This is a genomic window from Paraburkholderia sp. WC7.3g, assembly GCF_050436345.1.
Lineage (GTDB): Bacteria > Pseudomonadota > Gammaproteobacteria > Burkholderiales > Burkholderiaceae > Paraburkholderia > Paraburkholderia podalyriae.
This window is the reverse complement of the sequence record NZ_JBNDMA010000002.1, coordinates 1,439,614-1,463,010: the sequence shown is the minus strand read 5'-3', so window position 1 is coordinate 1,463,010 and position 23,397 is coordinate 1,439,614. Positions and strand designations below refer to the sequence as shown.

General features: G+C 58.2%; 26 protein-coding genes and 1 pseudogene. 13 read left to right on the top strand and 14 right to left on the bottom strand.

Features of this window, described 5'->3' with window-relative positions; translation table 11 throughout:
• Positions 1 to 49 precede the first annotated feature (49 nt).
• The 7 genes from OKW43_RS18275 to OKW43_RS18245 all read left to right on the top strand — a co-directional run bounded on the left by OKW43_RS18275 (position 50) and on the right by OKW43_RS18245 (position 8,255).
• Complete coding sequence (locus tag OKW43_RS18275) at positions 50 to 553, top strand: IclR family transcriptional regulator (RefSeq protein WP_429448887.1); 504 nt, start codon at positions 50 to 52, stop codon at positions 551 to 553.
• Positions 531 to 860: an IclR family transcriptional regulator domain-containing protein gene (locus OKW43_RS18270; protein ID WP_429448885.1), complete on the top strand. Its 330-nt coding sequence runs from the start codon at positions 531 to 533 to the stop codon at positions 858 to 860. The genes OKW43_RS18275 and OKW43_RS18270 overlap by 23 nt, the downstream gene beginning before the upstream one ends.
• A gap of 656 nt (positions 861 to 1,516) precedes the next feature.
• Complete coding sequence (locus OKW43_RS18265) at positions 1,517 to 2,473, top strand: MBL fold metallo-hydrolase (protein ID WP_116117929.1); 957 nt, start codon at positions 1,517 to 1,519, stop codon at positions 2,471 to 2,473.
• Positions 2,474 to 2,623: 150 nt separating this feature from the next.
• Positions 2,624 to 3,958 (top strand): homogentisate 1,2-dioxygenase, encoded by a 1,335-nt coding sequence (hmgA, locus tag OKW43_RS18260; RefSeq protein WP_429451717.1) that lies wholly within the window; start codon positions 2,624 to 2,626, stop codon positions 3,956 to 3,958.
• Positions 3,958 to 5,340, top strand: a complete 1,383-nt coding sequence (fahA, locus tag OKW43_RS18255) for a fumarylacetoacetase (RefSeq protein WP_429448882.1) — start codon at positions 3,958 to 3,960, stop codon at positions 5,338 to 5,340. Before hmgA ends, fahA begins: the two co-directional genes overlap by 1 nt.
• On the top strand, positions 5,337 to 5,984 hold the full coding sequence (gene maiA, locus OKW43_RS18250; RefSeq protein ID WP_429448880.1) for a maleylacetoacetate isomerase: 648 nt from the start codon (positions 5,337 to 5,339) through the stop codon (positions 5,982 to 5,984). Before fahA ends, maiA begins: the two co-directional genes overlap by 4 nt.
• Before the next feature lie 273 nt (positions 5,985 to 6,257).
• Positions 6,258 to 8,255 carry an acyl CoA:acetate/3-ketoacid CoA transferase gene (locus OKW43_RS18245; protein WP_429448878.1) on the top strand — a complete coding sequence of 666 codons (1,998 nt, stop codon included), beginning with the start codon at positions 6,258 to 6,260 and terminating at the stop codon, positions 8,253 to 8,255.
• A gap of 939 nt (positions 8,256 to 9,194) precedes the next feature.
• Here OKW43_RS18245 and OKW43_RS18240 read toward each other — a convergent pair.
• Together OKW43_RS18240 and OKW43_RS18235 are read right to left on the bottom strand one after the other, a co-directional pair.
• Positions 9,195 to 10,037, bottom strand: coding sequence for a tetratricopeptide repeat protein (locus OKW43_RS18240; protein WP_429448876.1), 843 nt, complete (start codon positions 10,035 to 10,037; stop codon positions 9,195 to 9,197).
• On the bottom strand, positions 10,034 to 10,984 hold the full coding sequence (locus tag OKW43_RS18235) for a Ku protein (RefSeq protein ID WP_429448874.1): 951 nt from the start codon (positions 10,982 to 10,984) through the stop codon (positions 10,034 to 10,036). Before OKW43_RS18235 ends, OKW43_RS18240 begins: the two co-directional genes overlap by 4 nt.
• A gap of 416 nt (positions 10,985 to 11,400) precedes the next feature.
• On the opposite strand from OKW43_RS18235, the gene OKW43_RS18230 reads away from it, so the two are divergent.
• Positions 11,401 to 11,658 (top strand): hypothetical protein, encoded by a 258-nt coding sequence (locus OKW43_RS18230; protein ID WP_429448872.1) that lies wholly within the window; start codon positions 11,401 to 11,403, stop codon positions 11,656 to 11,658.
• An 897-nt stretch (positions 11,659 to 12,555) separates the two neighbouring features.
• On the opposite strand, the gene OKW43_RS18225 is transcribed toward OKW43_RS18230, so the two are convergent.
• Entirely contained in the window at positions 12,556 to 12,702 is a 147-nt protein-coding gene (locus OKW43_RS18225; RefSeq protein WP_429448870.1) for a hypothetical protein, read from the bottom strand.
• On the opposite strand from OKW43_RS18225, the gene OKW43_RS18220 reads away from it, so the two are divergent.
• From OKW43_RS18220 to OKW43_RS18210, 3 genes are all read left to right on the top strand, one after another.
• Positions 12,692 to 12,958, top strand: a complete 267-nt coding sequence (locus OKW43_RS18220; RefSeq protein WP_429448868.1) for a response regulator — start codon at positions 12,692 to 12,694, stop codon at positions 12,956 to 12,958. The two genes, OKW43_RS18225 and OKW43_RS18220, sit on opposite strands and share 11 nt — an antisense overlap.
• 458 nt (positions 12,959 to 13,416) lie before the next feature.
• On the top strand, positions 13,417 to 13,890 hold the full coding sequence (locus OKW43_RS18215) for a PRC-barrel domain-containing protein (RefSeq protein WP_429448866.1): 474 nt from the start codon (positions 13,417 to 13,419) through the stop codon (positions 13,888 to 13,890).
• A 430-nt stretch (positions 13,891 to 14,320) separates the two neighbouring features.
• Positions 14,321 to 14,539: a hypothetical protein gene (locus tag OKW43_RS18210; RefSeq protein ID WP_429448864.1), complete on the top strand. Its 219-nt coding sequence runs from the start codon at positions 14,321 to 14,323 to the stop codon at positions 14,537 to 14,539.
• 89 nt (positions 14,540 to 14,628) lie between these two features.
• On the opposite strand, the gene OKW43_RS18205 is transcribed toward OKW43_RS18210, so the two are convergent.
• The 5 genes and pseudogenes from OKW43_RS18205 to OKW43_RS18185 form a co-directional block, all read right to left on the bottom strand.
• On the bottom strand, positions 14,629 to 14,823 hold the full coding sequence (locus OKW43_RS18205) for a DUF3562 domain-containing protein (RefSeq protein WP_429448862.1): 195 nt from the start codon (positions 14,821 to 14,823) through the stop codon (positions 14,629 to 14,631).
• 356 nt (positions 14,824 to 15,179) lie between these two features.
• Positions 15,180 to 15,563 (bottom strand): annotated as a pseudogene (locus OKW43_RS18200) (Ku protein); the annotation flags it as partial.
• 492 nt (positions 15,564 to 16,055) lie between these two features.
• A complete protein-coding gene (locus tag OKW43_RS18195) occupies positions 16,056 to 16,220 on the bottom strand; it encodes a DUF2934 domain-containing protein (RefSeq protein WP_187635659.1) in 165 nt (54 codons plus the stop codon).
• 215 nt (positions 16,221 to 16,435) lie between these two features.
• On the bottom strand, positions 16,436 to 16,660 hold the full coding sequence (locus tag OKW43_RS18190; RefSeq protein WP_018419043.1) for a dodecin family protein: 225 nt from the start codon (positions 16,658 to 16,660) through the stop codon (positions 16,436 to 16,438).
• Positions 16,661 to 17,152: 492 nt separating this feature from the next.
• Positions 17,153 to 17,842, bottom strand: coding sequence for a Uma2 family endonuclease (locus tag OKW43_RS18185; RefSeq protein WP_429448860.1), 690 nt, complete (start codon positions 17,840 to 17,842; stop codon positions 17,153 to 17,155).
• A gap of 542 nt (positions 17,843 to 18,384) precedes the next feature.
• On the opposite strand from OKW43_RS18185, the gene OKW43_RS18180 reads away from it, so the two are divergent.
• A complete protein-coding gene (locus OKW43_RS18180) occupies positions 18,385 to 18,594 on the top strand; it encodes a hypothetical protein (protein ID WP_429448858.1) in 210 nt (69 codons plus the stop codon).
• A gap of 76 nt (positions 18,595 to 18,670) precedes the next feature.
• The gene (gene hfq, locus OKW43_RS18175) at positions 18,671 to 18,934 is read left to right on the top strand and encodes an RNA chaperone Hfq (protein WP_429448856.1); all 264 of its coding nucleotides are present in this window, start codon (positions 18,671 to 18,673) and stop codon (positions 18,932 to 18,934) included.
• Between the two features lie 343 nt (positions 18,935 to 19,277).
• Here the strand turns inward: hfq and OKW43_RS18170 are convergent, their stop codons facing one another.
• The 6 genes from OKW43_RS18170 to OKW43_RS18145 all read right to left on the bottom strand — a co-directional run bounded on the left by OKW43_RS18170 (position 19,278) and on the right by OKW43_RS18145 (position 22,476).
• Positions 19,278 to 19,613, bottom strand: coding sequence for a hypothetical protein (locus OKW43_RS18170; RefSeq protein ID WP_429448854.1), 336 nt, complete (start codon positions 19,611 to 19,613; stop codon positions 19,278 to 19,280).
• 86 nt (positions 19,614 to 19,699) lie between these two features.
• Positions 19,700 to 19,903, bottom strand: a complete 204-nt coding sequence (locus OKW43_RS18165) for a cold-shock protein (protein WP_187635655.1) — start codon at positions 19,901 to 19,903, stop codon at positions 19,700 to 19,702.
• A 250-nt stretch (positions 19,904 to 20,153) separates the two neighbouring features.
• On the bottom strand, positions 20,154 to 20,894 hold the full coding sequence (gene phbB, locus OKW43_RS18160; RefSeq protein WP_429448852.1) for an acetoacetyl-CoA reductase: 741 nt from the start codon (positions 20,892 to 20,894) through the stop codon (positions 20,154 to 20,156).
• Between the two features lie 62 nt (positions 20,895 to 20,956).
• The gene (locus OKW43_RS18155; RefSeq protein ID WP_429448850.1) at positions 20,957 to 21,337 is read right to left on the bottom strand and encodes a hypothetical protein; all 381 of its coding nucleotides are present in this window, start codon (positions 21,335 to 21,337) and stop codon (positions 20,957 to 20,959) included.
• 165 nt (positions 21,338 to 21,502) lie between these two features.
• On the bottom strand, positions 21,503 to 21,775 hold the full coding sequence (locus OKW43_RS18150; protein WP_429448849.1) for an XRE family transcriptional regulator: 273 nt from the start codon (positions 21,773 to 21,775) through the stop codon (positions 21,503 to 21,505).
• A 323-nt stretch (positions 21,776 to 22,098) separates the two neighbouring features.
• A complete protein-coding gene (locus tag OKW43_RS18145) occupies positions 22,099 to 22,476 on the bottom strand; it encodes a response regulator (RefSeq protein WP_429448848.1) in 378 nt (125 codons plus the stop codon).
• Positions 22,477 to 23,397: the final 921 nt, after the last annotated feature.

Below are 23,397 nucleotides of genomic sequence, written 5' to 3'. Positions count from 1 at the left end.
TCCTGGTCACCGTAAGGCACTTGGATTCTGAATCCAACAAGATACGCAAATGGACACCGAAAGCACCGAAAAAGCCCAGCGGGGAATCCAGTCAGTTGAAGTGGGCAGCGAAATTCTGCTGGCACTCACGCAATCTGACTCGCCCATGCCGCTCAAAGAAATTTCGCGGGTCACCGGCATGTCTCCGGCCAAACTTTTCCCGTATCTGGTGAGCCTCATCAAGCTTCAACTGGTACAGCGAATGGAGCCATCAGGCGATTATGCCCCAGGTCCCCTCGCGCTGCGCCTTGGCTTGTACGGGCTGCAACGATTGAATCCTCTGCGCGAAGCCGAGGCAGACGTATTGGCGCTAGCATCGAAAACCGGACAAAGCGTTTTTTTGACGACTTGGGGGCCAAACGGACCGGTCGTCGTCAGGCAGGAAGACCCTTCATATCCGCTGCATCTCACTTTGCGAGTCGGCACGGTCATGTCGCTCGTCAACACGGCAACGGGACGACTTTTTGGCGGCCTATATGCCAGAGTCCTTGGTGCAGAAGGCTCTCGCGGATGAGAGCATACGGCTCAGCGGTGCAACCGCACTGAAGACATCGGAAAAGCAGGACCTGTTCCAGGAGTATCGGAAGATTCGCGAGGAAGGCATGACGCGAACTTCGGGCCATCCTTTGCCGGGTGTAAATGCTATCGCGGCACCTGTATTCCTGTTCACGGGGTCCATAGCGCTCGCCATCACTCTGGTCGGGCCCGCAGGTACGTTCGATACAAGTTGGGATGGGGAACTTGCGTTGACCCTGCGCCAGACCACACTGGACCTGTCCTACCGGCTAGGCTACTCGGCCGTCCCGGGCGACGAGGCCTAGTTCATCGCGATGCGACAGCAACGCCCGAGACATGAAAAGACAATTCGCGGCTGCCTCGGGCGTCGCCAGTCAGCGACTTGAGACCTTTCCAACGCACGCCGGCGGCGCTCCCGCAAGCCCCCCTTCAAATCCCTGCATCGCTTTGATGCGCATGGCGCAGGCGACCCTGAAAAACCTGGGCTCACTTGCGGGGCCATCTCTCTGAAACCCTTCGAAACACAGAAGCCCTGACGTCGAGCACACATCAGTGCGGCACGTCGGCCCATTCGGCCGCCAAGAACAATCAACACGCGTGTTGGCTTCACGGTAGTTCGCCGCAACGCGTCCTCCCAGTGCCGAAGACATCCACGGGCGCAAGTGTGCCGTCCGACAATCACACGAAATGAATCCAAGCTTGCGTCTTGGCGTCGCGCCAGTTCATCCCCGCTTTCCGCCGCTCGTCTGCGGCCAGCGCCCCCATGTACCAACATGCTTCGGATGTCTGTGATTGCAGAGGCCAAGCAGGACTGGCAGCCCAGGTTTTGGGGACAGTTTAAGGCGTACGGGAAATTATCTATATGCGATTTGATTCGCTTATGTATAATTCTCTCAATGCCGGGGTTGCTGGCCAAAACCCACCCTGTCCCCTTCAATCAATTTTGTAGAGGTCTTCTGCCATGGCGACAGAAAAGAAGTTTGCTTCCCACGCGGACGTTGAAGAAAAGAAGGTCACGTTCGAACAGCTTTCTGAACATGCGTACGCATACACCGCTGAAGGCGACCCCAATACCGGCATCATCATCGGGGACGACGCCGTGCTCGTTGCCGACACCCAAGCGACGCCGGTGATGGCTCAGGATGTGATTCGCCGCATTCGCGAAGTCACGGACAAACCTATCAAGTACGTCCTGCTGACCCACTATCACGCGGTCCGCGTACTTGGAGCATCGGCGTATAACGCTGAGCAAATCATCGCCAGTCAGGACACCTACGACCTGATTGTCGAGCGCGGCGAGCAGGACATGAAGAGCGAAATTGAGCGCTTCCCGCGCCTCTTCAATGCGGTTGAATCGGTGCCCGGCCTGACGTGGCCCACGCTTACCTTCCAGAAAAAGATGACGCTCTGGATGGGCAAGCTCGAAGTGCAAATTCTGCAGCTTGGTCGTGGGCACACCAAGGGCGATACGGTTGTCTGGCTTCCTCAGGAAAAGACTCTGCTCTCCGGCGACCTGGTCGAGTACGGAGCAACTCCATATGCAGGTGATGCGTATTTCCAGGACTGGCCTGCCACGCTCGATGCAATCGCCGCACTGAAGCCCGAAAAGCTGGTTCCTGGCCGAGGCGCTGCTCTCAAGACGCCGCAGGAAGTGGCCGACGGTCTGGCAGGAACCCGCGCTTTCGTCAGCGAGCTCTACAGCAAGGTCAAGTCCGGTTCCAGCGAAGGCAAGGACTTGAACGCCATCTACAAAGAGACTTACGCCACACTGAAGCCGAAGTTTGGCGACTGGGTCATCTTCGACCATTGCATGCCCTTCGACGTCACGCGAGCGCACGACGAAGCAACACAGTACCCCGACCCTCGCATCTGGACCGCGCAGCGCGACAAGGAGATGTGGGAAACCCTCGAGGGCTGACCTGCATCGCGCGCCGGCCTGTGTGCATCAGGAACGCACAGGTCGCTTCAAAGACAAGCTCAATCTGGAGTTTCCAAAGTGCAACAACCGACGCGAGACATACCAAGTCGCCGTGAGCCTGCTCAGGCGGGCGCGCCCTGCAATCCGTTACTGGAACGCGCGTCGTCCGCGTCTCCGTTCTCTGCCCATCCAGTTGGCTACCAATCGGGATTCGCCAGCGAGTTCGCCACCGAAGCACTTCCCGGTGCTCTCCCGGTTGGTCGAAATTCACCTCAGCGTGCGCCCTACGGGCTGTACGCCGAACAACTGTCGGGCACGGCATTCACTGCTCCTCGCTCCCACAACCGTCGTTCGTGGCTGTATCGAGTGCGACCAGCTGCGGTCCATATGCCGTTCACGCTGTTACAGAGCGACAAACTCGTTAGCGACTTCTCGAGTGTGCCCCCAACGCCTCCAAATCAGTTGCGCTGGGACCCGCTTCCGATGCCGGAAACGCCGACAGATTTTATTGACGGTCTGGTAACCATGGCAGGCAATGGTTCGGCGGAGGCGATGTCGGGTTGTGCTATCCATATGTACGCAACGAACCGGTCGATGACAGACCGGTTCTTCTACAGCGCCGACGGAGAACTGCTGATTGTTCCCCAGGCCGGTCGCCTGAGCATTGCGACCGAGCTGGGTCTCCTCGACGTGGAGCCACAAGAAATCGCTGTCATTCCGCGAGGCGTACGCTTTCGCGTCGAGTTGCCCGATGGCGAAGCCCGCGGCTATATCTGCGAGAACTTCGGCGCCCTGTTACGCCTGCCGGACCTCGGTCCTATTGGTTCGAACGGGCTTGCCAATCCACGCGACTTCCTGACGCCACTTGCAGCATATGAAGTCCGCGAGGGCAATTTTGAACTGGTGGCAAAGCTTAACGGGCATCTGTGGCGCGCAGATATTGGCCACTCGCCGCTCGATGTCGTAGCGTGGCACGGCAACTATGCGCCGTACAAATACGACCTCCGACTCTTCAATACGATTGGCTCAATCAGCTTCGACCATCCGGACCCGTCGATTTTTCTGGTGCTGCACTCGCCGAGTGACACGCCCGGCGTGGACACCATCGACTTTGTCATCTTCCCGCCACGGTGGCTCGCGGCCGAAGATACGTTCCGGCCGCCCTGGTTCCATCGAAACTTCGCCAGCGAGTTTATGGGGCTAATCCACGGCGAGTATGACGCTAAAGCTGAGGGTTTCGTGCCCGGCGGTGCCAGCCTGCACAACTGCATGTCAGGCCACGGGCCCGACGCCGGCACCTTTGAGAAGGCATCGGTGTCTGACACAACAAAGCCCATGAAGGTCGATTCAACCATGGCTTTCATGTTCGAGACTCGCAACCTCATCAAGCCAACACAGTTTGCCCTAGAGACCTCACAGTTGCAGGCGCAGTATTTTGAGTGCTGGCAAGGCCTCAAAAACAACTTCAATCCGGACGTCAAGTGATGCCAGTCAATACAGACGATACCCTGATGCTTAGTCGGACGACTGACCCGAGCCTCCGAAGCTGGGTCGAGTCAGCGAATTCTGCCGATACCGACTTTCCCATCCAGAACCTTCCTTTCGGCGTGTTCTCCGACGACAAGTCCGACAGAGGGCGGGTCGGTGTTGCAATCGGAGACTTGATTGTCGACCTTTGCGAGCTTGAGTCCGCTGGACTGCTTGCCGTACCTTACGTGGTCACGGACGATGACGGCCTACCTAAAAGCGTCTTCCGCCAATCGCGGCTCAATGATTTCGTAGCCTTGGGGAAAGCGACCTGGAGCAGCATCCGGATTCAGCTGTCGACGCTACTGTCCGCGGACAACGCGACGCTTCGGGACGACCCCGAACTGCGAGAGCAAGCGTTCGTGCGCCAAAGCGACGCGGTCATGCGTCTCCCCTTCGACATACCCGGTTACACCGATTTCTATTCATCGAGAGAACATGCGACCAACGTCGGGGCGATGTTTCGTGACCCGAAGAACGCGCTGATGCCAAATTGGCTCGAGATTCCAATCGGATATAACGGGCGAGCGTCTTCGGTAGTAGTGAGCGGCACACCGATTCGCCGCCCGAATGGACAGCGCAAGGGCCCCGAGGATGAGCGCCCCACTTATGGACCGTGCCGCAAGCTCGACATCGAGCTGGAAACCGGGTTTTTTGTCGGCGTGGGTAACACCCTAGGCACAACGATTACCGCCGCGGACGCGGATGGTCATATCTTTGGAATGGTCCTCCTCAACGATTGGAGCGCGCGCGACATTCAGCAGTGGGAATACCAGCCCCTCGGCCCGTTCAACTCGAAAGGGTTCGCTACGACCATTTCTCCCTGGGTCGTGACGATGGAAGCACTCGAGCCGTTTCGCGTCGAACAACCATCGCAGATGCCGAAGCCCCTGTCATATCTGCGGGGTGCGACGCGCGCTGGCGTCGACTTACACCTTGAGGTGCAGTTGAAGCCAAAAGCTGCTGCGTCGCCGACGACTATTGCCAAGACCAACTTCAAGTACATGTACTGGTCGATGGCGCAGCAGTTGGTGCACCACACCTCCGCTGGCTGCAACACGCGGGTCGGAGACCTTCTAGGCTCGGGGACCATCAGCGGACCGAAATCTGAGTCGAGCGATGACAAGATTGGGACGTTCGGCAGCCTGCTCGAACTGACATGGAATGGGCAGTCACCCCTCAAGCTCGACGATGGCGAGACACGGGGCTTTATCGACGATGGCGACGAACTTACTCTGACTGGCTGGTGTCAAGGCGATGGCTATCGCGTCGGGTTCGGTTCATGCGTCGGTGCCATACTGCCCGCGCTTGAGGTCCCCGTCCAGGAGGACGGTGAATGAAGCTGTATAGCTATTTTCGCAGCTCAGCGTCTTATCGGGTTCGTATCGCACTCGCCTTGAAAGAGCTGCCGTTTCAGTACGAGGCTGTTCATCTTCTCAGAGATGGCGGCCAACAGCTCTCACCGGCATACCGTCGGGTAAATCCAGACGGTGTCGTCCCAGCGCTTGAGGACGGACCGGAGGTTTTGACACAGTCTCTGGCGATAATCGAATACCTCGAGGAGATGTATCCCGACCCGCCGCTTCTTCCCGGAGACCCCACCGACCGGGCCTACGTCCGCTCCGTTGCGCTTCAGGTCGCCTGCGAAATACATCCGGTCAATAATTTGCGGGTACTCCAGTACCTGAAGAAAAACTTCGGCATATCTGATGAGCAGAAGTCGCAATGGTACCGGCATTGGATTGATGTCGGCTTCGGTTCACTGGAGGTGCGGCTTAAAGCGGAAAGACGCGTTGGAAATCTCGCGTTCGGCGACGCACCAACTCTTGCTGACATTTGCCTGGTACCACAAGTCTGGAACGCCCGCCGATTTGACATCCCGCTGGACAGCTATCCGACAATCAAACGCATTGCGGACAATGCGTCTGATTTGGAAGCCTTCAGGCAAGCCGAACCCTCCGGCCAACCGGACGCGGAGGGTTGAACTGACCGTTCATCCCACGCTTGATGGTGCGGGGTCAACCGTCTCTGTTTTGTCCATGGGAGCTTACCCGCCGCGGTCGTGGCTGTAAGGCATGGGAGAGCATGACGGCAACGCGGGCACTCGTTAAGAATGAACCTACGGTCTTCCACTGGCCGTCCGTAGCTGATAGATAATTCATCATTAACCAAGAATGAAGGCTGTGGTCGAGTTACGAATGGTCGCAACAACTACATAGCGCCGGAGCCTGGCTCCATGGTGCAGTTTGGAGACATCATGAGTGCAGGCTTTCAACACCCATTCCCCGCGGCCGCCAATAGTGTCGCGCGAGGCAAAATCGTTAGCGCACAACAAGCCGTCAGACTGATTCGACCAGGAAACACCGTGGCAACCGGTGGCTTCGTTGGTATCGGGTTCGCGGAAGAAGTCGCCATCGCGCTGGAACAACTGTTCCTTGACTCAGGGCGCAGCGGAAGCGACACGGCTCGAGACTTAACACTGGTCTACGCGGGTGGCCAGGGCGACGGAGCCAGTAAAGGCTTAAATCACCTCGCCCACGAAGGACTCGTTCGGCGGGTTGTCGGTGGCCACTGGGGACTTGTTCCTGGCCTCCAACGCCTGGCCGTTGAAGGTCTCATCGAAGCCTACAACCTTCCGCAAGGCGTCATTTCCCAACTGTTCCGCGACATTGCCGCTCATCGGCCAGGTCACTTGTCCACAGTTGGACTCGGCACGTTCGTCGACCCACGCAACGGTGGCGGCAAGCTTAACGCCCGAACGACGGAGGACGTGGTAAGCCTCATATCCGTCAACGGCGCTGATTGCCTTCTGTATAAAACTTTTCCGGTCGATGTCGCCATCGTGCGTGGAACCACCGCCGACGCGGACGGGAATGTGACAATGGAGAAGGAGGCACTCACGCTCGAATCACTGGCCATCGCGATGGCCGCGCGTAACTCTGGCGGAATTGTGATAGTCCAGGTCGAGCGTATCGCCGAGTCAGGCACTCTGAATCCACGACAGGTCAAAATACCTGGGATTCTGGTCGACTGCGTCGTGGTTGCAAAACAGGAAAACCATTGGCAAACGTTCACTGAGCCCTACAGCCCAGGCTTCGCGAGTGAGCTTCGCATCGCGACAAGTTCAATTCCGTCGATGACGATGAGTGAGCGAAAAATCATCGCCAGACGTGCTTCTTTCGAGCTGATGGCCAATAGCGTCGTCAACCTCGGCATCGGAATGCCCGAAGGAATTGCGAGCGTTGCTAACGAAGAGAAGGTATGCGACCTTTTCACGATGACGACCGAGCCCGGTGTCATTGGCGGGATACCGGCAGGCGGGCTGAATTTCGGCGCAGCAACCAACACCGATGCCATCATTGACCAGCCGTACCAGTTCGACTTCTACGATGGCGGCGGTCTCGACATCGCATTTCTTGGTCTTGCGCAGGTTGACCGCGAGGGTAACCTCAACGTCAGCAAGTTTGGGCCAAAGCTCTCTGGCGCCGGCGGTTTTATAAATATCTCGCAGGCAGCGAAGAAGGTCGTCTTTGTCGGAACGTTCAATGCAGGCCAGCTCAACGTGAGTATCAAAGATGGACGTCTGCAGATTCTCAAGGAAGGTGTTTGCCAGAAGTTTGTGGACGCAGTGGAGCATCGAACCTTCGGTGGCCTCTACGCCATTGAACGCCAACAACCGGTCCTGTACATCACAGAACGTTGCGTCTTTTCTCTTACCCGTGATGGTCTCGAACTCGTTGAGGTTGCACCAGGGGTCGACCTCTGCCGCGACATCGTCTCTCAGATGGGTTTCGCTCCCATCATGAAAGGTACTCCCCGCCTCATGGACGCGCGCATCTTTGAAGAACGGCCGATGGGCTTGCGGGCAATGTTGCTGCGGCTGAAACTCAACGAGCGGTTCAGTTACGACTCAGAAAAGAACATGTTTTTCATCAATTTCGAAGGACACAAGGTATTGACGGGGGACGATGTTGAAGCAATCCGCGCCGAGGTTGAACATTCGCTCTCCGGGCTCAAAGTCAGACCCCATGCAATAGTCAACTACGACAACTTCTCGATAGCGCCCGAGGTCATCGACGCGTACTCCGAAATGGTGACCGGTCTTGTCGCAAGATTTTACTCAGATGTGACTCGGTATACGACAAGCAGCTTTCTGCGGATGAAATTGGGCAATGCGCTGCAACAGCGTAGCGTCGCCACATATATCTACGAGAGTCCAGAAGAGGTGTCGTCCCATGAAACGCGCGAGAAATGACTGGCTTCAATCCATGCGCGGCAGCCCGTGCCGGCGAGTTCGCCAATGGGCGTCGTTGCGGAGAAATGGAATTGGAGCCGCCGGCGGTAGCTATGCGCCCTCAATCAGCGCTTCGCCCGACCCGTTCAGAGAAAGAACCCGCCGTCTTGTTACCAGCTAGTTGGCAATGACTGTTCGAATCGAATCGTCGGAAGACCGGCTAAGCCACTCCAACGAGAATAGACGAGTTGCGCCGGCGTGAGCCGCTTGCGAACCAACGAGGACCCTAGGAACGTACGACGCCAGGTCGTCTCAGCACGGAGTAGTCGCCCCGGTCACTGGCTCGGCGGGCTCCTTCGCGAGACTGGGCAGAGGACAGCCAGGGAGTCCACTGGACAGCGGTGACTTCCGAACAGCTTGACGCTTCCTTAAGGGGGGCCGGCTTGATAGCAGAAACGCCGCTCGTGCGCACAGCCCTTCGTCCTGGTTGCCATAAGCGCTACCCGCGGGGATATTCGGAGCCGTACAACAAGGCCGAGAAGATTCATCGGAATCGCTGTCTTGAGCCAATCTTAGGGGCTCCTCGCTCACGCATAGGGTTACACAGATTAAAGATTATAAGATTACCGGAGTGCTCGACCGAGAAAACGTCTTGCCTGCAGCATAGTTTTCGGAAGTGGATACCCATTTTCCGTGTGTGAAGGCCAAGCAAAACGTGGGTGGAGGACAAGTTGCGCGTGGGTGGAGGACAAGTAAAACGTGGGTGGAGGACAAGTCGCGTCGATGAACTTCGACAGAACAGTTGCGTCACGAGTACGATGCGGAACGCAGCTGCAGCTTTGTACGTGCTCTCATCAGGCCGTCGCCTTGGACATGCCGCAAGGTTTCAGCATCCTCATGTACGAATTGATAGGCCGCAAGCCGTGCTCTGAACCAGATGATTCGCCGGCGAATCCCGGTTCAGCCAACCAGCCGGCGATAAGCACTAAGGTACCGAACGAGACCCTGTTTGTCACCACGAATCTCGCTCAGCCGGGCGAGGTTGAAGTGAGCGTCGGCATGCGTCGGGTCAAGTTCTATGCATCGCTGATAGGCTGTCGCTGCAGCGTCGTAACGTTTCAGCTCTTCGAGAACGACCGCGCGGTTGAAGTGCAGTAACGCGTCATCCGGGAAGTGCTCTAAAGCCCCTTCAAAAACGGACAATGCCTCATCGCAGCGGGTTTCTGCCTCGCACAGCAATACGCCCAGATTGGTAAAAGCGTGGTAATGCGGTGATGGTGCGAGCTCCAGCACTTTCCGGTAGGCCTGCTCTGCGCCAATAGCATCGGTTCCGGTCAGTTGTTCGGCGAGTGCAAACCATTCCTCCGCTTGCTGTTCCCGACTCGCCAGGTTTCGCGGTGCCGAGTCGAGGAACGCGACATCGCCACGAATAGGTGCGACCTCGAAGTCGAGCAGGTGCTGGCCCGAGGCAGCGTCCCATTGGGCCTGTCCTGACCTGACAGCCACGGTCTCGCCTACCGATGTGATTCGGATGCCAGACAGGGGAAGCTCATCAGGGAGTTCCGCTTTCAGCTTGGCAAGCGCCCTCAGAATCTTCCGTGTTGAGACTTTGGCTGATTGCAACTGAAATGCTGTGCGCAAGACAACGACATCCTGGAAAGAGAATCGAAGCTCGTTTCTGCGACCGCGCGCCGGGTGAACGAATCCAGCGTCAATTAGTCCGGAAAGCACCCGACGCGACACGCCCAGCAGCGATTGAAGGCTGCGCAACGAGTAATCGTTTGACTGATTCGGTCTGGTCACTTGCGTGCTCGAACCTTTGCCGGTTGCGCCTCTTTGATGTCGGCTTTCGGTGTGGCTCGTTTGACAGGGCGCCTTGGTTTGGCTGCCAACACTTCGACGTCAGCGGCGGTGGTCTTCTTCGTTGCCGTTGTCCTGGCCGGCGCCGTCTTCGCCGGTACGTCCCGTTTCGCCTTGTTGGCGCTGAGACTCGCCCGAAGCGCTTCCATCAGGTCAATTACCTGGCCGCCCGACTCACTCGTGGACTCCTCTGGAGACACAATCTGCTTGCCCGCGATTTTCCGGTCGATGGCCTCGAGAATCCGCTTTTTCTCCTCGTCCTCATAAGCCGACGGGTCGTAAGCGTCTTCGGAGACCTGGTCGATGATTTGCAGCGCAAGCTTGAGTTCCGTGGCGGTTACGGGCGCCTGCTCGATATGCAAATCGCTCAATGCACGCACCTCATCTGCGAACAGCAGCTGCTGGAAAACCATACCGTCTTCAGCGGGCCGTATCTGGACGATGCGGGTTTTGCCTTTATAGGACCATTTGGCGAGTGCACACCGTTCGCTTTGGCGCATCGCCTGCTGCAGCAGACTGTAGGGTTTGCCACCCCGTTTGTCCGGCGCAATGAAATACGCCTTGTCGTAGTAGAGCGGGTCGACCGATTTTTCCGGCACGAAGGAGACAATTTCTACAACGTGCGTAGCACCCTCTTCAAGCGCCTTCAGCTCGTCCGCAGCGAAGACGACGAACTGTCCCTTCTCAAACTCGTAACCCTTCTTCATGTCGGCGCGAGGCACCACCTCGCCTGTCGCCTCAGAGATGTACTGCTGCTTCACCCGCCCGCCTTCTGGCGTCAGGAGATTGAAGCCAACCCCTGAGGCACTCTCCGTGGCCGAGTACAGTTTGACCGGGATGGAAACCAGGCCGAAGGAAAGCGTCAGAGACGCGATGGAACGAGCTGCCATGGACTTCTCCTCGTAGCCGGCGGGCCGGAGGTCGCGCGGCTTCTGATTACGGCTGCACAAGCCACCGGTCGGAGGTCAGTCGCTATCCTCCCGGCTTTTTTGCAAGCTTAGCACCGGAAAACCAGTTTCTGGAAAGCCGAAAACAAGTGCGGCTACGGATGCCCCTTCCCATTGAAGAACATTCGGTCAGACGACAACTCACAATGGATACGACCGGACGGAGCGGATTTGCTCCCCTGGAGGTCCGGATTTTTGGAATGCCAATGCATTGACGGTTCTTCCCCGCACGGAGGGTCTGCGCTGATTTGCGCTCCTGGCGCGGCTCTACCATCGCTCGCCTTCTTGCCGCGCAGGCTGATGCCGCTTCAGGAACAGCCGTTGCGGCCTCTCGGAACACAAACCATCAGGAGTTGGAAATGGCTACCCATCCTACCGAGCAACGCGCGGCCGACGACAAATCGGAAAAGGACGTCGATACAGCCGTCGAAGATACGTTCGCTGCGAGCGACCCGCCGTCGACCGGTGGAGCGACGGAAATCGGGCCGGACGAGAATGCTGGAACGCAGACAGACAGCGACGTTCCAGGAACAGAACCGGACGAAGACGTTCCCGACGAGGAGACGCCTCCGGAGCCGTCTCCCGGCGACCAGCCGCCGGACGAAAAGGCACCGTGACGGGTATATATCCGCGTGTGCAACCAGACCCGAGGCTCGCCCGATTTGCGGTGGGCCCATCCGGGCTGGCAGTAAAGGGCATGAGCTGGATGCGTCGCGCCGAAGCAGTGTCCCGTGGGCCCGCCGTCGGCGATGTGAATACACCGTGCGGAATCAACGGCCCCGAGCGGCGCTAGCTCTTCCCCTGACCTGCTAGCCCACCCAAATGTCGGTGCGGCGGATGATTCCGCCTCCGGCTGGTTTTGAAATGCAGCGGTGGCGATGCGCGACAATCGTCCTGACTTCGTATGCCTCCGGGTGACTGGAATCTGACACCGAGCCGCACCGGCTAGAATACCGACGGTTTTCGAGCCGCACATCGGTTGAACAGGCCGACGATGAGCGACCGGTCGCCTGGCCTGCATGCTCGCATCTCTTTGGGATTGTCCCCTCAATACGCTCGCCACACCGAAGTTATTTCGCGCTTGAAGCAACGCCAATTCTGACCTTGAAATTTCGAACGCGGATGTAGTTGAACGACTTACTCCCGGTGCATCTCGACTCCGGCGGCGTCGCACGAGCCGGCACGCGTCGCTGAACTGGCAGCAGGCGCCGCATGCCACCGGACTCAACCGGAAAGCTCTGGCGGCAACCGTGACGGCTGGAACGCGTATGTCGGTCCCAGGGCGCTCCAGCCTGGCCTCGGCGACAGCGTTGTCACGCTCCCGTTAAAACGCCGAATGCACTGACGATAGAGCGCCGCTCTCAGCGCACGGCCGCCGAGTACGACGAACAACAAAGTGTCTTCGAGGGCGCACGCCGGCGGTTGTGCAAGGCGGCACGCTTGATGCGCAAAATCGATATGTCCCGGGTTGCTGCGCCATGGCTCTCATTCTCCTGGTCGACGACGACGGTGAATCACTGTGGATGCTTCAGCTGGTTTTCGAGCGAAGTGGTCACCGGGTGCTGCTCGCGGATAGCGGTGAACCGGCGCTGGCGTTGGCGGGGCGCCATCTGCCTGATTTGATTTATCACCGACTGGAACATGCCGGGAATGGACGGCATCGCCCTCTGCGAGCGGCTGAAATTTTACCCTTCACTTGCGCAGATTCCGGTGGTGATGACATCTGGCGAGTTGCCGCCCAAAGATAAGTCCGCGCTGTGGAACATGTTCTTCTGCAAGCCCGTCGACCTGAAAGCCCTTGAGTCTGCCGTCAGCTCGCTCCTGGCCCGGCGTTTGTGCTGTTCCAAACAGCGCGTCAATGCGCCGGCTCCGGCGCCCTCGCGTTGGGCCCCGATGCCCTCAAGGTATTGGGCGTAACCGGTGAACGAACGGCATTCCGAGAGCGCCTCGCGTCTTCTCTTGAGGGCGCCATGTGCCGAAGTTCACGTCGGTGCGATAGGCGTCAGCGGCGAGATGTCGGGCGCATCACTAAATGCCTCCGTGAATCTGCCTGAAGGCTCAATCAACCACCGCAGAGGTCGCAGAATGTTCGGGTTGTCATCAACAGGAAGTATCGTGGGCATGGGTCGCGCCGTGCTCGTATCGAAAAATCAACGTTGCTGGAACTGGCAGGACATGAGGTCAAGCGGGCGACGAATGGACCTGACGCGCTCGCGATAGTCGAGTCGTTGGTCCTGCGGGCTTAGCGCGAACGTCTGCACTGAAATTGCGCATCCGGAGACCATCCAGCCTTTCGCGCCGAATTCGTGGGCACCCGCCTGCGGAGGTATGCTGCTTGCTTGTTACGGAGGCACCATTTTCGATGGAGGTGAATCATGGGCTCAATCAACCCGCAAGGTGCTGCCCGAGGCGGAGCGAATATCGTGGGCGGTGGCGTTGGCGAAGGACCGGGACCAGACGTCATGGCTGCCGCGACGCTCGACGGGACCAAGGTGATGTCTTCAGACGGCGAACACGTGGGAAAGATTTCAGACATCATGCTTGATGTCCGCAACGGACGCATCGCCTATGCAGTGCTGTCGGAAGGCGGCTTCCTTGGGATGGGGTCTAACCTGCATGCCATCCCATGGAGCGCGCTGACCCTCGATACAGACCAGAAGTGTTTCTTCGTCGACATTACGGCACAGCGCCTCAAGGAGGACCCTGGCTTCGACAAGGACCACTGGCCCGCCATGGCAGATGCGATATGGGGACAGTCAACGTACAGCTACTACAACCGGCAGCCGTATTGGTCCGCGACCCAGGAGGTGGTGGAGAGTGACTCAGCTTTCCGGCCGAGTGAGCACTGAAAAACATATCCGTTAAGCCGGTGTTCTGTCAGTCAGTCGCTTTAGTGTCTATGCCACGGCGTGTGGTGCGTTGACCGTACGGTGCGCGACCGTCACTACTGCCAAGGCTGCGATAGCTCGTGCGTGGGAGAAGTTGTCCGCTGCAGCGATTCGCTGAAGCGTCGCAATGTGGAGAAGAAACTGTGAAATTGTGTGGCGGCGGATTGATGTTGCTAGCCTGCATGTCGACCGCATTCGCCGGCGAGCACTATATCGAGGTCTGGGACCCACCAGAGGCGCGGTGCGGGATACATCAGCAGGCCACAACGCAGCATATCGTCGGTGATGGTGCGCGAGTTGTTGCGCCAGACGTATAAGAAATTCCACGACAGATAACTCGAAACGTACATCGCGTGAATTCGCACCGTTCAACTGTCGAGGTTACGCGCTAGTGGAAGCTGAGAGCTACAAGGGATTCCGCATCTGGGGCCACGCCATCGTTCAACAGGACGACATTCTTGACCAGGAACGATATGCGGCAAGCGGCACCATCACCCAGCACAACAAGCTTGTTAAAGCCTCGGGCGTCCTCGGCAGCTTTGAGACCGAAGAAGAGGCCGAGCTAGTCGGTCTAGACTGGGCACGTGCTTGGGTGGAGAGCCACTGCTGAGTCCTCGAGGCCCGGAGTGCGCGACATCCAAGGCTTAGCTCGCCCCGAACTCGGGCAAGCTGACTCGGCAGTGTACGGAAGATTCTGCACTACGTTGCTGTTCGGGATTTCAGGCCTTCCCGTACGCGCTTTGCTGCAAAAAGAGGAACGTAATCCAGAATGCGCGCTTCACGCTGATAATCTGCAACGGCGTCAGCGTACATCTTCGACACCAATTCTTCGTCGTTGTGCGTGGACTCGGCGATGTCATGGACAATTTTCTGCGGGTCGGCGGCTGTCTTCATATGTCCTCCATCTACTACTAATAGAAGTGTAGTGAAGGTCGCGACCGTGGAAATCGCAAATTGAATCGGTCAATGAAGCGTATGCCACAGGCCTGCATCCTCGAATGCTGACATGCATATTCAGTGCCACACGTATCCCTTAGCGCACGCGGTCACGAGGCATCGCCGGTGAGATTCGACGGCAGCCTAGCTCGCCATGAGGCTTCGATTCACTTGACGTTCGCGTTTGACGGCCGTCGCGACGGCGACCTGCGTCAAACACCGCGCGCGAGAGCGCAGCGGCGGTGTTTCGCGCTAGACGCGCTTCAGGTATTGAGACGACGATAGCCGCTCAAGTGGCGCACTAAGCCCTGCCTTTGCCGCAGCAGACTGTAGAGTTTGGCTCCCCACTTGTCCGGTGCAATGAAATAGGCCTTATCAGTACAGCTGGTCGACCGATTCCTCCGGCATGAAGGAGACAATCTCGACAACATGAGTGGCACCTTCTTCCAGCGCCTTCAGTTCGTCGGGAGTGAATACAATGAACCGCCCTTTCTCAAACTCGTAATCCTTCTTCATGTCGGCACGTGCCACGACCTTGCCGGTGGCTTCACAAACGTATTGCTGCTTCACCCGGCCGCCTTCCGGCGACGGGAAATTGAAGCCTACCCCTGAGGCACTCTCGGTGGCCGAATACAGTTTGACCGGAATGGAAACCAGCCGAAGAAAAGGGTCAACGATGCGATTGAGCGCGCTGTCATGGACTTCTCCTCGTAGCCGGCGGCAGGAAGCTCGCGCGGCTTCTTATTACGGCTGGACCAGCCAGCTGTCGGAGGCTAGCCGATACCCTCCCGGCTTTCGGAAGCTTAGCACCGGGACACCAGTTCCCGGAGGCGAGAGCAAGCGAAATGCCCGTCGATGCTGATGCTGCCTTCAGTCGCACAGACCCGCCGTTTGCACGCGAACTGAGCTTTCTGTTCGTCCAGAGCTTTCGCAGAGTCAGTCTAACTCCGAGACGTTGCGCGCCTCGCGCTCGGTCATACGCGAACCGCCAGTTGTTTTCGCAGAGTATCCAGGTTTGCTAACTGCTAGCGGCGCCGATTTTGGCTCACTGGCGGATAAAGCACTCGAACTGGTAAGGAGCAAGGCGACACCCGGACTGTCGGAGTACCTGAGACCAGTCCGGTCAATCGCCAAGACAGGCGCGTGAGGACCCTTGCTCTGGCGCCCGCATTGCCTTTGGCGCGCGCCGCTCAGGCTACTGTGTCGCCCTCAGATGCTGCCGGTGACTGGTCCGCACCCAACTGCTGTCGAGCCTTCTCCCAGTACTCGTCCGCGCGTCCTTCGGGAGAGCCGTCCTTCTCCCACAGATAGAAAGCAAGTGTTCGGATTTGTTCTTCAGTGACTGGCACGTCCATCTCAACCTCCTTAAAGAAAGTGGCCCGGGCGGGCAGGCTAATTACGGCTAGTCGATGGTAGCAAGGCGCCTGCTTGATGTCGCTGGTCGTCGGCGACTCACCGTCTCAGTCTGGCACGGACCGTGGTTGCGCCGTCCGCAACTGCCGTACAAGCTCGATGCCGCAAACTTGCAGTGTCGGAAGCGTGTTCTTTGCCGTGGTTCGGGGTCGCCGTTTCATGCTTCGTACTTGAAGGACAAAGATACTCGCGCCCGGTATTCAACGACCTTGCCGCTATCGACCCTCATGTCGAGCTTGCAGACTTCGGCGACTCGCAAATCACGCAGCGAGTTCGCTGCAATTTCCACAGCATTTTTCGCCGCATCCTCCCAGGAGGTTGGGCTGGTGCCGATAATTTCCGTGACGCTGTAGACGCTGGATTCGGTGTCTTGCTTGGCCATGATTCTCGCTCCTCTGGGTTAGGAGGCACGGTTTCCGCACCTCAATGATTTCATCATAGGCCGTCCTGCGTGCCACGCGTCGCTTGAAGTAGCAACGCGCGTTGCCATAGTCCCGCCAGGATGCGGGCCAATTTCCAATGGGGAAGCCATGTTCGATTGCACAGCGAAACGCCGACACGCTGGCGGCCAGGCGCCAACGAGACGTTCATCGATTCCACATTAGCTTTTGCAGAAGCGGAGTAGATTGGGGGCACCACGCCGAGCTGTTGTCGGGCAGATTATGAATCGCCTTTATCAACCGGCCTATAGGGGCGGGCTTCAGCAACAATGCGTCCCATAGCGGCCCGTCACGAGCAAGAAATGCGGACGCCGCAGAGGTTGGAGTTGGCGATGGCTAAAAAGCGGAAGTCCGCATCGAGGAACGACAGTTCTGCGCCCGCGTGGTTTCCACACGTACCCGGGCCGACATCAAGACGAGTTGATGCTCACGGATTATGACTGCGCCGATGTCGCGCGATTCAGCAGCGGCGCATTAGCGTTGGCCTGCTTCGCCTCCCACTGCACCGAGTCATGGCTGACATCCCGAGCCCAGGTCACTTCCGCAACTCGATGGTGTATATCGTCGCAGACCTGGCTGCCGATGGTGCTGACCGACGCACTGACCTGGCAATAGAGGGGCTCGAGCGAGAGTGCTATCGCGAACGCGGAAGCCTGGCGTCGGCCCTCGGCTCCCCAGAATTCAAGTCCCCCATTCTGTCTGACCACAATCACCTCCTTCGCGCCGCCTTCCAGGTACGACGCGACCCTACGGTCCATCTCGCGCTGCCGGTCGCTATCGAGCAGCACTTCTACGCAAAGGTCGGGTACAAACGGCACGGGGGTGTCCCCATCAAGACCTTCCCATTTTTCGGGCGCCATCCATACCACGTCCGGGACCCTGATACCAAACGATGGCGTCACCACCGGCACTGCCATGGCGGCAAGGTGCCCCATCTGTTCGGACAGCTGACAGTAAATGTCTGTGAAGGCCAGCTGGCGCGTCCCCGACGGGCAACCATTCGCCACCACCTCGCCGAACTCGTTCAACTCGTACCGGTCGCGCGCGGCATGTTGCGCGGTCGCGACAAGGCGATGCCATGCGGCAAGCAATCCGTTGCGGTCCAGCAGGATGGGCGTGTCCATGGTTGTCTCGCAGTGGCATTCATTTAAGCGTATACCCTCTCTCTGTGGTTTAACAACGTGTAACACTTCTTTGGTGCTGTGCAGTGCACAATTACAGCCCGGCGAGCAGCCGTTATCGAGTGTCGGCAGCCGCACACTGCGGACTGTCGGTTTCCTTGCTCCTGGAGGCCTTGCAGTCTAGTATTCAAGTAGTTTCTCAGGTTCGCTGTGCACTGCCGCAGGAGGCAACCGATGAGAGCCAGGACACGACGTGCTGAAAGGACATTGGGTGGCGTCAACCGCGTCCGCACCTGCGCGGTGCTGAGTGCGGTCGCGACCCGGAATACAATGCGATTGGCAGCAACGGAAGGCACCACCGAGGCCGCCTTGCCACACGACGTCCAGCACCGCGAGTCACATGAGCCGTCAACGGAGATTCGTGTCCGTCGGAGGCCGAAGCGGGTGCTTAACTGAACTGGCGGGGACGCACGCAAGTTGGCGGGGCCGGGCAGCGCCTCGAGGCAGTCAGCTTAGAGTGAGCTCTGCCGCTGAGGAGTTCCGATATGAAACTTGACGCCGCCACTTTCCGGCAATTGCGTCGCCTGGCTCCCGTCCTCGACGACGTCATTAACGCAGGCGAGGTCGAGTATGCAGACCAGGCTGTGAATCTCACTGCATTGGCAACCCTGTGCTCACAATTGTTCGACGCATACCGCCACTTGCATCCGAACGATACGGAGCAGGCATGCCTCGACGCCCTCGAGTCGCGGTAACACACTTCCTCTGGACTGGCTCGCGGCTTCAGGTATCGCCCGTACAATCAAAGAACCTATCGCTTTGGCCCAGAACATGACCGCACGCCCATGCGTACAGGACGATTTTCTGCAGACGCTCTTAAAGGCCAAGACCACCGTCAACGTGTTCCTCGTGAACGGCATCAGACTGAGTGGTCAACTGGCCGGCTTTGACCAGTTTGTAGTGCTGCTGGAGTCTGGCTCGGGCGTGCAACTTGTTTTCAAGCATGCCATTTCGACCGTGATGCCGGCCAATGGCAGGGGCCCGGCACGCGATTCCGGCGCGGCGGTGAGTCGGGACAAGCCGAGCAACTTGTGAGTTCGCGTCCGATGAGAACTGTCATGACATGCTGTGGTCTACGCTTGACCTGCGCATAGTCAGGCGACGTCCACGTCGGGAAGGTCAGACAGGCGCGCACAATCCGTACTCTTCGGAACGATAACTCCGGCGCGCCAAAGGGTCACGTCGCGTTCTGGTACGCCGAGTGACCTGGCCACCCGACTGGAAATCACCTTTGCACGCTTGATGGTTATGTCCAGCCGTGCAGCGAAGGCTCGCCTGGAACAATGGCGCCGCTAGCTGCGAAGTCGCATCACCGTTCCGTTGCCGTATTCACGGACGCTATCCGTCTCCCGCGACAACAGAGGCACGCCAGCGTCATTCACTCGTTAAAGAGGTCGCGGCACGGCCCGTCATATCGAACGTCGAGCGATGACTCGTCCTTGAAAACGAGTCGCTTTACAACTCCGGAATCCTGGACTTTTTGAACGGCGTCCCGTTTCACGAAGACGCCTGGACGTTCATCGGGCAGAACCAGCTGCATCAGCGGACCGTACTTCTGCATGGCGTGGAAGAAGCTGGACTCCAATGAAGGTTCTCTCACACCCAGCCAGTAAACCAGGGCTGCGCCAGGATTTCGGGCGTCGCGTGCGAGAAAGCGCAACGTCTTGCGGGTACCCTGGTAGGACGAGGGTTCGATATGCGACACATCGTGCATGCGGGTCTCCAGCTGGTTGTCCGTACGTTTTGCAAAACGGGCTGCGTAACGTCCCATTCATCGCGACGAGGCAAGCGTCGGGCTTGTTACAGCGGCTTGATGTTGGCAGCCTGCTTGCCCTTCGGCCCCTGCTTCACGTCGAAGCTGACCTTCTGATTCTCCTGCAATGATTTGAAGCCGCTGCCCTGAACCTCAGAGAAGTGGGCGAACAGGTCTTCTCCGCCGTCGTCCGGCGTGATAAAGCCGAAGCCCTTGGCGTCGTTAAACCACTTTACAGTTCCGGTTGCCATATTCACTCCACAAAAGTTTAATGTCGCATTCGCGTTTGCTGTATTTTCACAGCGCGGCGAATCAGGAGGAAGAGTCTCACCACGCTGACACTGTCTTCGCGAGTCACATCGGTCGTCGATGTGCGCGACCGGCCCAGTATTACGCCATCAGTGTGGGCGCCGCGAAGCCGCTTGCGTCTCGTCGCCACTTCGACGGGAACGCAGGCCTGGACAGCTAGCGGCCCGCGTAAAGCACGCGTCCATCGAGGTCTCAACCCATGTGAAGCCCACCGTTGAGCGAAAAATCAGCACCGGTCGCAAAGCCGGACTCATTGCTGGCGAGCCACGAAACAATTGAAGCAATTTCCGAGGCCCCTCCGAGACGGCGCACCGGAATGCCCTGAATGATTGCGTCCAGTACTTCAGGACGCACCGCACGAACCATATCCGTCCCGATGTACCCGGGAGAAACCGTATTCACCGTGATGCCCTTGGTCGCTACCTCCTGGGCAAGCGACATCGTAAAGCCGTGAATGCCCGCCTTCGCTGTGGCGTAATTGGTCTGGCCAAACTGCCCTTTCTGACCGTTCACGGATGAGATATTGATGATTCGCCCCCACTCCCTGCTCACCATCCCCTCGATGACCTGCTTGGTCACATTGAAGAGGCTGGTCAGGTTCGTATCAATGACATCGTTCCAGTTCTCCATCGACATCTTGCGAAACGTGCCGTCCCGCGTAATGCCGGCGTTATTCACCAGCACGTCAATCTCGCCGACGTCCTTCGTCACCCTGGCAAATGCCGCCACCGTAGACTCCCAGTCACCGACATTCCCTTCGGACGCGGTAAAGGAAAAGCCAAGCGCCTCCTGCTCCTTCAGCCATCTTTCCCGCCGGGCAGAGTTGGGTCCACAACCGGCGACGACCGTGAAGCCGTCCTTGAACAACCGCTGAGAAATTTCTGTACCAATTCCACCCATGCCGCCGGTGACATAAGCGATTCGCTTTGACATGTTCTTCCCTCGGTTGTTGCGGTTAAGGATTGAAACTTGTGGTTCGCCAACATACATCCGGCTCACGCTGCTTCGCGCGCTCTGGCCTCCCGTGAGTCCGCGCTTTGCCGCTTCCGGGCGGCAGGTTTGCGAGCAGACACAGGTACTGGCGCGCTGGGTACCTCCTCTGGCAAACGGCCGCGCTCAATAAAGAGCTGGAGCACCTTGCCCGCCAGCGGCTTCCCGCGCTGCTCCAGTCTTCTGAGCAGAGTGTGCGCAAATGATTTCAGGTCGTCGCGTCCGTGCGCGGCCTCGAAGGCCAGAATGGTTTCCGAGACCGCAGCGAGCATGCTTTCCTCGTACAGCGTGCTCGCGATATGCGAGGCGCCTCGCGATAACTCCATCTCGTACTTATTGAGGCGCGGTGCCTGGTCGAACGCCGCATCTTGTTTAACTGCCTTCACATCGATTCCCTCCGGGTTTGCGGAAGAGACGCCTGCTGTGCCGCATCCGAAATGCGTACAACTGCATCATTGCGAGTGCGATGCCGACCGGGCTGCGAACTTCAGAACCTACAGGAATCCACGGAACACAAACTCCCCTGGCCCGCGTTTCCCGCGAACTGCGAATCAGGCGACCGGAGGCTGCCCCGTGCAAAGCCAGTGAACATCGAGATGGAGGACGGCGGCGAGGCGCGTACAAGCGTTCAGCGGCGGCACGGTGATTCCGCGTCGCCAATATTGCACGTCATATTCGCTCACACCCAGCCACTTCGCTGCGCGTGCCGAACTGATGCCGGCGCGTGTCAATGCCTTGTCGAGGCGTGCGGCCAAAGCGCGCGTCAGACGGTCATTGCCGACACTGCGCTCGAGATGACCGATACTTTGAGTATGTTGATTCATTTGTCTAACTTCTCTCAGATTATATTTTTTGCAATTCAACACCAGTTATTTCGGTGCCGGCCGAAATCTACGTATTTGTCATGACGGCCTCATGACGCCATGTTGCCTTTTCGCCGGCACGCCGGATGCGACTGTGGTTGGCGTTATAGTTGCGAGAACAACTATTCCTTCGCGTGTGCAGTGGCGCCAACCAATAAATAAATATTCACGTTTGCCGTTGCACATATACGACAAAAAGGTCGTCCAGACCATCCGGACGAGCACAACCCTGGCTTGCGTATAGCTCGGCCTTGGGGTGACCGCATCTGACAGCCAAGCAATGCCTAGGCGGCCAGGCGAGCGCTCGCATCACCACAGCTTTGAGCATCTTCAATCACTTGCAAAAGTGCCTCGAGGCAGAACGGCTTCTGCAGACAGACATCGAAAAGCCGCGTGAGTCCGCCATCCTCACTGTCTCCAGTCATGGAGACAATGAAGGGCCGGTCAGCGAAAGGCGTATTGACAATCGACAGTGCGACAGCACTTCCTTTAATTCCGGGCAGGTTCTCGTCAAGCAGGACCAGTTCGAAAGCGCGGCAGCACAGCAGCGAGAGCGCGCTTTCTCCGTCTTCCACCACGGTGGCGCGGTGACCATAGCAATCAAGCAGGAAAGCCAGACTGTCCGCGACCACCTCATTATCTTCGACGACCAGCACGTCCATTCAATGTCTCCTTAAATGCCAAAAACTCGGGTTAACATTGATTCGTATTATTATATTATCCTAATTGTTTTGGATGGCTTACGTATGTTAAATGGTTACACCCAACTCCACTAGGCTTTAGCTTAAAAATAGCAGCACGAACGTCCGTGAGTTTGGCGACGGCACTCCCAAAATTATTATGTATGTACGTTGACGCACATTCGTGACCGGCACTATTTAGCCGCCCCGGTAAAACTGATAACACGCCTTGCGCATCATGGAAACTTCACGCGACGAACCGTCTGTTTCCGCTGATAACCGCTATCCTCCGGATTTCCTCGCACCGGCGGACGGTGGAATGCGTTATTGGACAAAAAGTTCGTGGTTCAGGTATTTCTGGGGCCCGACGACGCCGACGACGCGCGGCTTCCGAGGGCGTTCGCTGACGGAAGCAAGCGAGTCGCGGTCGTCGCCGGACGGAAGATACTGAACTGCGCAACACGAGCCCGTCGTGCCATGGAATATGCGAATGGGTACCTGCCGCGCTTTGTTCGCGCGACGTAATTGCTGAGCGTCACACCCAGCCGCGAAGAAACCCACTTCGAGATGACCTTCGGATTCGGACGCGTCCGGCCATATACGCTTCGTTCCCTCTATTCCAGCGCTGAAGTGAGCTCATGAGTGCGCGCCGCATCGTGGCGTCGCAACGAGACAGGAGCATCTCATGAAGCCCTTCGCCGCAACGGCGCGCGCCGGTAGCGCCGTTGCACTGCTTGCGCTGTCCGGCTGCTACTACGTCGGCTCCGGCTACTATCCATACGGCTACTATCCCGCCGTTCCTACTGTCGCTACCCAGCACGAAGTCCCTGCTCAAGGTTACGGCTTGCCGAACGGCGCCGACGCCCAGAACATCCGGCCCGCGTCGCCGGGTGAACCCTCGCA